Annotated in this window: 8 protein-coding genes; 6 read left to right on the top strand and 2 right to left on the bottom strand. The window is 23.1% G+C overall.

Translation table 11 applies throughout. The annotated features are described in order from the left end of the window. Positions 1–2 precede the first annotated feature (2 nt). The 3 genes from ESZ_RS01405 (at position 3) to bamA (ending at position 4,068) form a co-directional block, all read left to right on the top strand. Positions 3–920, top strand: coding sequence for an ABC transporter ATP-binding protein (locus ESZ_RS01405; protein ID WP_176605001.1), 918 nt, complete (start codon positions 3–5; stop codon positions 918–920). Further along, positions 904–1,677, top strand: a complete 774-nt coding sequence (locus ESZ_RS01400; protein ID WP_176605000.1) for an ABC transporter permease — start codon at positions 904–906, stop codon at positions 1,675–1,677. Before ESZ_RS01405 ends, ESZ_RS01400 begins: the two co-directional genes overlap by 17 nt. A gap of 78 nt (positions 1,678–1,755) precedes the next feature. Further along, a complete protein-coding gene (bamA, locus tag ESZ_RS01395; protein WP_176604999.1) occupies positions 1,756–4,068 on the top strand; it encodes an outer membrane protein assembly factor BamA in 2,313 nt (770 codons plus the stop codon). Between the two features lie 3 nt (positions 4,069–4,071). Here bamA and nhaD read toward each other — a convergent pair whose 3' ends face one another. After that, positions 4,072–5,457: a sodium:proton antiporter NhaD gene (gene nhaD, locus ESZ_RS01390; protein WP_176604998.1), complete on the bottom strand. Its 1,386-nt coding sequence runs from the start codon at positions 5,455–5,457 to the stop codon at positions 4,072–4,074. Between nhaD and mutS the strand changes: the two genes are divergently transcribed. From mutS to ESZ_RS01375, 3 genes are read left to right on the top strand one after another with little or no spacing between them, the layout of a single operon-like run. Then, positions 5,423–8,008 carry a DNA mismatch repair protein MutS gene (gene mutS / locus ESZ_RS01385; RefSeq protein WP_176604997.1) on the top strand — a complete coding sequence of 862 codons (2,586 nt, stop codon included), beginning with the start codon at positions 5,423–5,425 and terminating at the stop codon, positions 8,006–8,008. The two genes, nhaD and mutS, sit on opposite strands and share 35 nt — an antisense overlap. 4 nt (positions 8,009–8,012) lie before the next feature. Continuing rightward, complete coding sequence (gene zapE, locus ESZ_RS01380; protein WP_206752496.1) at positions 8,013–9,095, top strand: cell division protein ZapE; 1,083 nt, start codon at positions 8,013–8,015, stop codon at positions 9,093–9,095. Positions 9,096–9,099: 4 nt separating this feature from the next. Continuing rightward, positions 9,100–12,489: a DNA polymerase III subunit alpha gene (locus tag ESZ_RS01375; protein ID WP_176604995.1), complete on the top strand. Its 3,390-nt coding sequence runs from the start codon at positions 9,100–9,102 to the stop codon at positions 12,487–12,489. Between the two features lie 39 nt (positions 12,490–12,528). On the opposite strand, the gene csrA is transcribed toward ESZ_RS01375, so the two are convergent. Next, the gene (gene csrA, locus ESZ_RS01370; protein ID WP_176604994.1) at positions 12,529–12,720 is read right to left on the bottom strand and encodes a carbon storage regulator CsrA; all 192 of its coding nucleotides are present in this window, start codon (positions 12,718–12,720) and stop codon (positions 12,529–12,531) included. Positions 12,721–12,724: the final 4 nt, after the last annotated feature.

Genomic DNA, 12,724 nt, shown 5'->3' with positions numbered 1-12,724 from the left:
TTATGAGTGCTTTGTTTATATCTGATCTTAGAAAAAAGTATGATAATGGTTTTTTGGCTTTAAATGATATTAATTTATCTATCGATTATGGTGATTTTTATGCAATTTTAGGTAAAAATGGTGCAGGCAAATCTACGATAATAAATATAATAGTTTCTTTAATAAAAAAAACCTCAGGAAAAGTTTTTATAAGTGGGGTTAATTTAGATGATAACTCTATTTTCATTAAGTCTTTGATAGGTGTGGTCCCGCAAGATGTTAATTTTAATCAATTTGAAAGTGTTTCTGACATAGTTTTTAATCAAGCTGGATTTTATGGATTTTCTAGATCTTTTATTTTTGATAGGGTGAAATCTTTATTAAGTTTTTTTGAATTGTGGGATAAGCGTAATACTATAAGTTTTAATTTGTCTGGTGGTATGAAACGTAGACTTATGTTAGTTCGTGCTTTAATTCATAATCCTGATATATTAATATTAGATGAACCTACGGCTGGAGTTGATATTTTTTCTAGAAAAGTTATTTTAAATTTTTTAATGGAGTTAAATAAATTAGGTAAAACAATTATATTAACTACGCATTATATGGGTGATGTAGAAACTTTATGTAATAAAATTGCTGTTATTAATAAGGGTGCAATTTTAAAAGAATTAGCAATGAAAGATTTGCATTTTTTTAATTTAGATAAATTTTTTACTATTAAAGTATGTAGTGTAGATAAATTATTATCTTTTAATCGTTTTAAAATTTCTATTTTAGACAAAAATACTATAGATTTGCATCTTTCAAATAATGATAGCTTGAATGAATTTTTATATTTTTTAATGTCTAATAATATTAATATTTTCAGTATTTCTATGAGAAATAATCCACTTGAAGATTTTTTTTTAAATTCTGTTATTAATGATAAAAATGTTTAATTTTATAGCTTTTTTTACTATAATTAGGAGAGAGTTTTTTAGAATTATTAGGATTTGGCCGCAAACAGTTTTACCTCCAATTATAACTATTTTTTTGTATTTTATTATTTTTGGTAAGATACTTGGTTTAAAGGTTGGGTATATGTCAGGATATAAATATATTCAGTATATAATTCCTGGATTATTAATGATGTCTATAATAAGTTCTGCGTATGCTAATGTATCATCATCTTTTTTTAGTTCTAAGTTTCAAAAATATATAGAAGAACTATTAATTTCACCAATTAGTTTTTTTGTTTTGATAAATGGATTTATTTTTGGTGGTGTAATAAGAGCTTTTTTTATTTTTAATGGGGTTTGTTTTTTTGTATTTTTTTTAAATGAGTTTTATTTTTATAATTTTTATTTTTTAATCTTTGTATTTTTTTTAACTTCGTTACTTTTTTCTTTATTTGGATTATTTAATGCTATTTTAGCTAAAAAATTTGATGATATTAGTTTAGTTCCAACTTTTGTGTTAACTCCGCTTATATATTTTAGTGGTATATTTTTTTCTTTGGATTTATTACCAAAGGTTTTGAAAATTATTGTTTATTTAAATCCTATGTTTTATTTGGTTAATATTTTTAGATATTCTTTTTTAGGTATATCTGAAGTTAATATATTTTATTCTGTATTTTTAATTTTTTTAGTTATATTTTTTATGTATATTTTTTGTCTTTATTTTTTATACTCTGGTTTTGTTATAAAACGATAATATTATTTTTTTTATTGTCTTTATTTTTTTTGATTGTTATTTTAATATTAATTATTTGTAATGTTTAAGTGTTTTTTTATGTTTATTTTCAAAATATTTTTTGTTTTATTTTTTTATTCATGTTCTTTGTTTGGAGAAGAATTTAATTTTAAAAAAGTTAAATTTTATGGTCTTAATTATTTTTCTCACGAAGAGATTTTGAATAAAATATTTGATAATACAAACTTTTATAAATGTAATGATGATGTTTTTTTTAAAAAACTCATTGATTTAAATATTTTTAATAAGGTAGAAGTATTTTGGAATAATAAAGAAATTAAAGTTTTTTGTGTTGAAAAACCTATTATTAAAAAAGTAGTTTTGCATGTAGATTCTGATAAAGAATATGTTTTGTCATTATTAAATAGATTCGAAATTTATCGTGGTTGTTTATATGATGGTAACAATATTAGTTTTTTTAAGAATAATTTGTTTCAATTTTACGCTTATTCTGGATTTAATATTCCAAATATGGATTTAGTTGTTAATTTTAATAAAGATTTAAATAGTGTTGATTTAATTATTAAGCTTGATAAGCGTTTTTTACAAAAAATAAAGAATATAGATATAATAGGTGTTTCTGTTTTTGATAAAGATAAAATTATATCCTCATTATCATATTCTAATTCTAATTGGATGTCATTTTTTTTAAAAGATGATTTATTTTTTCCTGATTTAGTTGAGAATGATGTAGATAATTTGAAAGCTTATTATTTTGATAGAGGTTATTCAGATTTTCACATTGATTTTATTAGAGTGTTTTTTTCTAAGGAAAAAAATAATTTCAATGTTTTATTAAGTGTTTGTGAAGGAGAATTATATCATATTGATTCTATTAATATACATGGAGATAAAGTTATTTTACAAAAGGATAATTTGGAGGATGAGTTTAACTCTGTTATATTTTCATATTTAAAGATAGGAAATGTTTTTTCTAGAGAATTGTTAATGGAAGTTAAGTCTAAGTTAAAAGATTTTTTGATGAGAAATGTTTTTTTAAATCATGATATTGATTTTTCTATTTTTTATGCTGGTGAATCTAGAGTTGGTATTAATTTTTCTATTATTAAATCTTTAAAAACTAGAGTTGGGTATATAAGTTTTTTTGGTAATTTTTTAACTTGCGATAGTGTTTTAAGAAGAATGTTACCATTTACAGAAGGTTCTATTTTAGCTTTAGATGATGTTGAATTCAGTAAAAACGAGATAATTCGTAGTGGTATTGCTGATTCTGTTAATATAGAGTATGTTAAAAATCCTGATGATTATTTAGAAACTGATATTTTTTACATTATTGATGAGCAAAAATTTGGTAAAGTAACTGCTGGCTTATCGTATAGTAATGATGATGGATTTAGTATAAATTTAAATACAGAATTATCTAATTTTTTGGGTATAGGTAGTGATATAGCATTGGATATAAATAGTAATGGCGTTGAAACAGATTTTATATTTAGCTATTTCATTCCTTATTTTTCAGATGAAACTTTTGGAATAGGTTATAATTTATATTATAGATCAGATTTATTTGATCAAGATGCTGATTATATTAACACTTTGTATGAAACTTTTGGCGCTTATTTGTATTATTCTTGGGACTTAAATAAATTTGAAAAGTTTAATTTTGGAGTTGGATGTGATATGACTTTTTTAGGAATGTATGATGAGTCATCTTCTATTGAAATTAAAAAATTTATAGAGCAAAATGGTTTTGATTTTAAAGATTATTTTTTTAATATAGTTTGGAATTATAATTCTTTTGATAAATTTTCTTATTCTTCAAGTGGTTTTTATCATAATGTTATTTTCAGATTTAATATGCCTGGATCTAAAATAAAGTGTTATACGTTTAATTATGATTTTAATTATTATTATAATTTTTATGATGATTATATTATTAATGTTACATCTAGTTTATATTATGGAAGCGTTTATTCTGGAGATGATGATTTCCCATTTTTTAGAAATTTTCACATGAAAGGTAATACTAATGTGCGTGGATTTAAAGAACGTATGCTTGGACCTAAAGATTCTAACGATGAAAGTATTGGAGGCAACCTTTTATTTTGTGCAAAATTTTCTTTACATGTGCCAACATTTCTTCCTGAAGAATTAAAAGATATAAGAACATCATTATTTTTTGATATAGGCAATGTTTATGATACATCATTGTATGTTAATGAAGGTTTGAAAAATAAATTATTCAATTATTTTTATTCTTTAAAATTTTCTTTTGGAATTTCTTTTGTGTGGAGTACGCCATTTGGCATGCCATTAGAAATTGCTTTAGCTTATCCGTTTAATTCAGATGATGAAGAAAGTAAAAATATAATAGCTATATCTTTTGGTTAATTTTTACATAAAAAAATATTTATTTATTAGTATTTGTGCGAGTATACTTATTATATAACCTAATAGTATACTCCAGCTCCATTTTAAGTGTGACATAAAAGTATATTTCCCATTCATAGTTCCCATTAGTGCTATACCAGCTGCAGAACCTATTGATAATATACTTCCGCCAGTACCTACAGCTAATGTCAGAATTAACCATTGGTTTTCCGGCATATTTGGATTCATTTCTATTAAAGCGTATGTTATTGGTATGTTATCTATTATCGCAGATAATATTCCCATTAGTGTATTTGCAATGATATGTTTTATTTCTATATTTGTATTTTCTAACATATCTTTGTATATGTAAATTGATATTTTTTCAAGCACACCTATTATTGATAAAGCACCTATACAAAGCATTATTCCTATGAAAAATAGTAATGTATCCCAATCTATAAGCTTTATTTCTTCATGTATATTTAACTTTTTTTTATTTTTAAAATTGTTTATTTTTTCAAATATTTCTAGCAATGAAAATCCTAATAACATTCCTATTATTGCTGGGATTTTCAAATATATTTGTATTGTTGTTGTCATTATTATTGTTATTATAAATAGTAATGGTATTATTATGTAGTTTTTATTTTTTATTTGAACTTTTTTATTTTCTATTATAAGTATTTTTTTTTCTATATGTGTGTTCATTATAATTGCTGGTATTATAAAATTTATAAATGAAGGTAAAAATGTGTATATAAATGATTTTGTATTTACTAAATTATTTTGCCAAATCATCAACGTTGTTATATCTCCAAATGGACTAAATACACCACCTGCGTTTGATGCAATAACTATGTTTATTGTTGCTAGATTTAAAAATTTAGTATCTTTACTTTCCATTGATATTAGTATAGATGATGCGAATAATGCTGTTGTTAAATTATCGGCTATTGGTGAAATAAAAAAAGCTAAAAATCCAGTTGTCCAATATATTTTTTTATAAGATATATTATTTTTAGCTATTTTATTGCGTATAATATCTATTATATCTGTTTTTTTAATAACATTTATATATGTTATAGTTATAAGTAAAAAAATAAGTAATTCACAATATTTATGTAAAATTTCGTATATTTTAAAATTTATCAATGAACTATTTTCCGATTGTTTTGTTAAATATGTTATTATTATCCACATTATTGTAGCAAAAAATATGCTTATTGTTGATTTTTTAATTTTTATTTTTTCTTCCAAAATTATTAAGATATAGCATATTATAAATATAAGTGGTATACTTATTGCTAGAATAGTATTTTTTTCTATGTTTGTGTTATTATAATTTACATTTGCGTAGCAATTATTAAATATTATGATTATAATAAAAGAAATTATTATTTTTTTCATTTTCATTTTGGTTGATTTTTATATATATATATTATTATTTTTTATGGATAAATATACACCGATAATTCAACAATATTTAAAAATAAAATCGCAACATGAAGATAAAATATTATTATTTAGAGTTGGTGATTTTTACGAGTTTTTTTTTAATGATGCATCAAAAGCTTCAAAATTATTGTCATTAACTTTAACTAATAAGGGAAAGTCTGTGCCAATGGCTGGATTTCCAGCAAAATCTTTAAATACTCATATTATTAAATTGATGAAAGCTAATATGAAAGTTGCAATTTGTGAACAAATAAGTTTGACAAAAAAAGATGGATTGATAGAAAGAGCTGTTGTTACCACACTTACTCCAGGAACTTTCTTTCATGATAGTTATTTATCACCTGACAATAATAATTATATAACGTGTATTAGTTTTTTTGATGGGTTTTATGGAATAGCTTCTTTAGATATTAGTACTGGTTATTTTTTTATATCTAGAGTTGATAGTAAGTTTGATTTATACAATGAGATAGATAGAATTAATCCTATAGAAATATTAATATCTGATAAATCTAGTTTTATTAATTTATTACCTAAAAATTTTTTTTATAATTCTATTTCTGATGAAAAGTTTAATTTTAATTTAGCTTATAATTCTTTGATTAATTTTTTTGGAATTTCAAACATAAAATGTATTGATATAAATTTTTTTTCTGCTTCTCTTTTGTCTGCCGGATGTTTGTTAAATTTTGTTTTACATACTAGAAATAATAAATTAGAAAATGTAGTGTCATTAGAAGTGCATGGCATTAATAGTTTTTTGTATTTGGATCATAGTGCTAGAAAAAATTTGGAGTTATTTAAGAGTTTAAACGAGAATGATAGAGATTCATTGTTTTATGTTATTGATAAAACATCAACAATTATGGGTAAGCGATTGTTAAAGTTGTGGTTAACATATCCTATTTTATCTAGGTTTATATTGAATGATAGAATCTCAAGTGTTTCGATTTTAAAAACTAATCAAAACTATTTGAAAATAAAAAAAAACTTAGACATGGTTTCTGATTTAGAAAGGATTTTAGGCAAAATTGTTTTTTATTTAGCTCAACCATCTGATTTAAAACAATTGCAAATATCTTTAAGTATTTTACCATTAATAAAAATTGAGTTAGAAAAAATTGGATTGGTTGGGTTGTTAGAAACTATTTTTCATAATGTAGGATTTTTTGATGATCTTGTTAATTTAATAGAAAAAGCTATAATAGATAATCCTATTTCTAGTTTAAAAGATGGTGATTTTATTAAAAATGGATTTGATAAAAGGTTAGATAAATATAAAAAAGTTGTTAAAGATTTAAATTTTTCTTTAATTAAATATCAAAGTGATGAAAAAAAACGTTTAGGGATTTCTACATTAAATGTTTTATTTTTAAATAATTCTTATGTTATAGAAATACCTAAATCTGAATCTGATAAAGTAGATGATAAGTATAAAAAAATAGGATTTGGTCCTAGATATGTTAGATATTTTACAGATGAATTAAAGACGTTAGAAAAAAAATTTAGTGAATCTAAAATTAGAGTTTTAGATAGAGAAAAATGTATTTATAATATTATTTTATATAAAGTAAAAAAAAAAATTTTTTCTATTAAGAATGCAGCTAGATACATTTCTATGTTAGATATTTTGTGTTCTTTTGCTGAGCAATCTAGTTTGTTTAATTGGTGTGAACCTTTGTTAGTTGATGAAAATATTTTAGATATAAAATCTGGCAGACATCCAGTTATTGAATTTAAAAAAAAAGATTTTATTCCCAATGATATATTTTTAGATTTTAAGATAAGGTCTTTGATTATTACAGGTGCTAATATGGGTGGAAAATCAACTTATATGCGTCAATCTGCAATAATTGTTTTATTAGCACATATAGGATCGCATGTTCCAGCTAGCTTTGCTAAAATAGGAATTTTTGATAAAATTTTCACACGAATAGGTTCTGGAGATGATTTAGCTAATTCTTATTCAACTTTTATGCTTGAAATGAAAGAGATGGCTGATATTTTATTAAAAGCCACAAAAAATAGTTTGATTTTGATTGATGAAATTGGAAGGGGAACTGGATATTTAGATGGTAAAGCTTTAGCTTTTTCTATACTAAAATATTTGATTGAAGTTAATGGGTCATTTTTTTTATTTTCAACTCATTTTCATGACTTACATGTTGTATGTGATTTTTTTGAGTCTATAGGTAAAATATATTGCATTGTTTTAGATGATGCTGGCGAGCTTAAATTTTTTTATAGGTTTGAAAAGGGTTTTTCCGATAATAGTTTTGGAATTGAAGTTGCTAGTATGGCTGGTATACCAGACAGTGTAATTACTTTTGCTCGTAAAAAATTAATCGAATTTAAAACGAGTTTTATTTTAAATATTAGTGATAATGATAATAGAAAAAAAATTTTTGATTTTATAGACAAAATAGATCCTGATAATTTATCACCTAAGGATGCTTTAGAACAGCTTTATATTTTAAAAGATTTTTTTGATAATAATAAATAATTTTATGGCTAATTTAATTGATTTATATAGATCAAATTTGAATGATAGAAAAATTCTTTATGATAAATCACAAGAAGCAGTTGTTTTAGAATTGAATGATTTATTTGAAAGATTAATTTTAAAACAGAGTCAAAGAGATAGCATATTTTTTTCTGAAGTTTTTAGTTTTTTTAAAAAAGATGCTAATCTTGGCTTATATATTTGGGGAGATGTTGGTAGAGGTAAGACATATTTGGTAGATTTATTTTTTAATTCTTTGCCTTTTGATAAGAAGGGTAGATTTCATTTTCATCATTTTATGAAATTAATTCATGATAAATTAAAAAATTATTCTGGTGAAAAAGATCCTTTGAAAGTTTTAGCTAAGTTTATGCAAAAAGAGTATGTTGTTGTTTGTTTAGATGAATTTTTTGTTAAAGATATAGGTGATGCCATGAATTTGGCAAGACTTTTTCATTATTTATTTGATTTTGGTGTATTTTTTATTATGACATCAAATGTTATTCCATCTAGATTATATGAAGGTGGATTACAAAGACAAAAATTTTTGCCAACGATAGTTCTTTTAGAAAAATTTTTAAAAGTTGTTTGTGTTAATAGTGATGTTGATTATAGATTTATGTATTTAAGTAGTGAACGATTATTTTTTTATTCTTTATGTTTTTCTACTTTTAAATCTATGAAAAATTTATTTTTGAATATTGCAAAAAGTTTGCCTAATAAAAAGTTTTTTTTAACGATTAATGATAGAAAAATTTTTTCACATTATATTGCAGATAATATTATTTGGTTTGATTTTAAGGTTATTTGTGGATTTGGTAGAAGTCATTTAGATTATTGTGAAATTGCAACTTTGTTTAAAATTGTATTTATAAGTGGAATAAAAAAAATAAATGACGAAGATGAAGCTAGAAGATTTATAGCTTTAATAGATGAATTTTATGATAGAAAAATAAATGTTGTTATGTCTTTTGAATGTTTGGTTTTAGATTTATATAAAGGAGAATTATTAAAGTTTGATTTTAAACGTACTATTAGTAGATTAAATGAAATGTCTACCAAAAATTATTTAAAAGATTTAAGTTAATATAATGAATAGATTCGTTCACTTGCATGTTCATAGTGAGTATTCTTTTGATTCAGGTTTTTTTAATGTTGGAGATTATGTGAGAACTTGTTATGCACATAATTATTCTGTTGCTGCGCTTACAGAACGTTTTAATCTTTATTCTTTTTTATTTTTTTATAATAAGTGTTTAGATTTTGGCATCAAACCTATTATTGGATGTGAAATTTTTTTAGAATCTGAAAAATATAGTTATGGTAAAGCTGTTTTATTATGTAAAAATTATAAAGGTTATAGAAATTTAGTTTCTATTTTAGCCAAATCTTATTTAGATAAAGATGTTAATGGCGTTCCAATTGTTAAGTATAGATGTATTTCTAGTCTGTCAGATGATTTAATTGCTATAGGAATATCTGTAGATAGTGATATAGGTAAAGCTTTATTAAATAATGATTTTGTTCAAGCTGAGTATTTTTACAAATTTTGGAGTACAGTTTTTAAAGATAGATTTTATTTATCTATTACAAGAATGGGATTTTTTGGAGAAAATCTTTTTTTTGAAAGAGTTATGGATTTCTCTTTAAATAAAAAGATTATATTTATTGCTACGAATGAAGTTGCTTATCTTAGGAAAAATGAATTATTATCTTATAGATCTAAAATAGCTATGTTTGATGATGTTGTTACTAGACTAACAGATTCATATGATAAATCTTTAGATAATAAGTATTTTAAATCAGATAAAGAAATGAAAGATCTTTTTTTTGATATTCCTAATGTTATAACAAATGTTAGTGAATTAGTTAAGAGATGTAATTTTTTTTTAAAGTTTGGGTATGATTATTCTCCTAAATATAAAAATAGAACTGGATTATCTTTGGAAAAGTATATATCTTTGTATACATTTAATAAATTAATTTTTGATTATTATTTTTTTAGTTATGTTGATTTTGAAATTTATATTAGTAGGCTAAAAGTTGAATTAAATGTTATAGTAAATATTGGTTTTTCAAATTATTTTTTAGTTACGCATGAATTTATCTGTTGGGCAAAAGATAATGATATTTTTGTTGGGCCTGGCAGAGGATCCGGAGTTGGGTCTTTGGTTGCTTATTTATTGTATATAACTGGTATAGATCCAGTTAGAAATGATTTGTTGTTTGAGCGTTTTTTAAATAAAGATCGTATTTCTAGTCCTGATTTTGATGTAGATTTTTGCATTGAAGGAAGAGATCTAGTGATGGATTATATTTTTGAATTTTATGGTATAAAAAATGTTGCTCAAATTGTTACTTTTGGTTGTATGACTGTAAAATCTGTTATAAGAGATGTTGGCAGAATTTTAGGTTATTCTTATAGTTTTATTGATAAAGTTATTAAAACTTTATCAAGTGGATTTGGTGTTTCACTTAAACATGAACTTATTCATAACCCGTTTTTAAAATATGAATATGATGCTAGTAACGATGTTCAAATTGTCATTGCTTTAAGTTTGAAAATCGAAGGTGTTATTAAGGGTATAGGTAAACATGCTGGTGGATTATTAATTTCGTCAGTTGAACTTTTGGGATATTTACCAATGCAGTATGAAGACCTTGAATTCAATTTTTTAACTCAATTAGATAAAGATGATTCAGAATCTTTAGGATTTACTAAATTTGATTTTTTGGGGTTGAAAACTTTAACTATTTTTGCTGATGTTTTAGATACTTTGTGTTCTTATTATAGTTTGCATGATAATTATTTTTTTTGCATTGATTACGAAGTATTCGATGATGATAGTACTTATATTTTGTTAGATCGTGGTGATACTTTAGGTATTTTTCAATTTGAATCGTATGGTATAAAAAGTGTTTTACAAAAGATTCATCCATATGTTTTTTCAGATATAGTATCTTTAATAGCTTTGTATAGGCCTGGGCCATTACAATCTGGTTTATTATTATCTTTTGCTAAAAGAAAAATGGGTGATGAAGTTATAGATTATATTCACCCTAAATTAACGCCCATATTAAGAGAAACATACGGTATGATTGTTTATCAGGAACAAGTAATGCTTATAGCTCAAATTTTTGCTAATTATAGTTTAGCTGATGCAGATTTATTGAGAATAGCTATGAGTAAGAAAAAAACTTTAGAAATGTTAGCTCATTTAAAAAATTTTTGCTATGGTGCAGAATTAAATGGTGTTGATAAATATACTGCTGAAGATATATTTTATTTGGTTGAAAAATTCGCTGGTTATGGATTTAATAAAGCTCATTCTGTGGGTTATGCTGTTTTAGCTTATACTGGAGCTTGGTTGAAAACTAATTTTAATGTTATATTTTTATCATCTTTACTTTCTTCTGACATGGATAATATTGAAAATGTTGATTTTTATATTGATGAATGTATTTATTTTGGTATAAAAATTTTGCCTCCAGATGTTAATAGAAGTAATTATTGTTTTTCAATTTTAAATGATAATGCGATGCTTTTTGGATTTGGGTTTATTAAGGGTTTAGGAAAAACATTAATAGCTGATATTATTTTTACAAGAGGTATTTTTGGATTTTTCAATAGTTTTTTTGATTTTTTATATAGAATAGAAGTAACTTTGTTAACCAAGAAAATGTTGCAAGCTTTAGTTTATTCTGGCATTTTTGATAAAATTAATAAGTCTAGGTTTAAGTTAGTTTTAATTGGAAATAAATTATTTGATTTGTATGCTTTTTTTAATGTTTCTAATTATATTTCTTTTGACTCTATTTTAGATAATTTTTTTAATTATTTTATAAAAAATTTTTACTATATGGTTGAATATAAAAATACTGAATTTGCTAGTAATAGATATTTTTTAGGTTCTTTTATAATAGATTTTTACCTTAATTATTATATAAATGATTTTTTTTCAATATCTAAATTATCACATAAAAGTGGTATTTATTATAATGAAATATTTTGTGGAGTTATAATAAGTATTTATCAAAGTTCTAAAAGTTTTTATTCACTTTGCGTTGGCAATTTATATGATACTAAATTAATTTTATTGTCTTCTTTAAAATATGTTTATAAAAAAGAACTTTTGAGACCAGGAAAAATGATTGTGATAGGCGTTTATTCTTATAATAAGCGTTTATATGAATTATTTGTAGAAGATTTTTATTTCTTTAAAATTATTTTTTCAGAATTTTTTGATATATATTTGTCATCTTGTTTTTTATCCGATAATTTTATAAAAAGATTTTTTCATGTTGTTTCGAATAAATCTGGTAATAGTATAGCTAAGATACGATTATTATATTTTAACTATGGTAAGTGGATTTTAATTAAATCTTTTATTTATATGGGCGTATCTCCACATGATGATTTAATTTTGGAATTAAAAAAAAATAAAGAAATTTTAGATATTAAAATTACATATAAATTTTAGTTTTCTGGAAATATGATTTATTTCCAGTTGTGTGTTATTTTATATTTGCATTGCTATTTTTTTTTCTTGTTCTATTTTTAACTTTTTAAAAATTTCTTCTCTATGCACAATTACATTTCTTGGAGCATCAACACCTATTCTTACTTGTGTACCTTTTACACCTAGTACAGTTACAGTTATATTATCATATATCATTAACGATTCTCCTATTTTTCTTGTTAATATTAACATATTA

It is taken from the genome of Candidatus Azoamicus ciliaticola (assembly GCF_902860225.1).
Taxonomy (GTDB): domain Bacteria; phylum Pseudomonadota; class Gammaproteobacteria; order UBA6186; family Azoamicaceae; genus Azoamicus; species Azoamicus ciliaticola.
The sequence above is the reverse complement of the archived record's forward strand: the minus strand, read 5'-3'. Positions and strand labels throughout refer to the sequence as shown.

What these genes read in the sequence shown, in the direction of transcription:
- ESZ_RS01405 (WP_176605001.1), top strand. Translation starts at nt 3, where the DNA reads ATGAGTGCTTTGTTTATATCTGATCTTAGAAAAAAGTATGATAATGGT.
- ESZ_RS01400 (WP_176605000.1), top strand. Translation starts at nt 904, where the DNA reads ATGATAAAAATGTTTAATTTTATAGCTTTTTTTACTATAATTAGGAGA.
- bamA (WP_176604999.1), top strand. Translation starts at nt 1,756, where the DNA reads ATGTTTATTTTCAAAATATTTTTTGTTTTATTTTTTTATTCATGTTCT.
- mutS (WP_176604997.1), top strand. Translation starts at nt 5,423, where the DNA reads ATGATTATAATAAAAGAAATTATTATTTTTTTCATTTTCATTTTGGTT.
- nhaD (WP_176604998.1), bottom strand. Translation starts at nt 5,457, where the DNA reads ATGAAAAAAATAATAATTTCTTTTATTATAATCATAATATTTAATAAT.
- zapE (WP_206752496.1), top strand. Translation starts at nt 8,013, where the DNA reads ATGGCTAATTTAATTGATTTATATAGATCAAATTTGAATGATAGAAAA.
- ESZ_RS01375 (WP_176604995.1), top strand. Translation starts at nt 9,100, where the DNA reads ATGAATAGATTCGTTCACTTGCATGTTCATAGTGAGTATTCTTTTGAT.
- csrA (WP_176604994.1), bottom strand. Translation starts at nt 12,720, where the DNA reads ATGTTAATATTAACAAGAAAAATAGGAGAATCGTTAATGATATATGAT.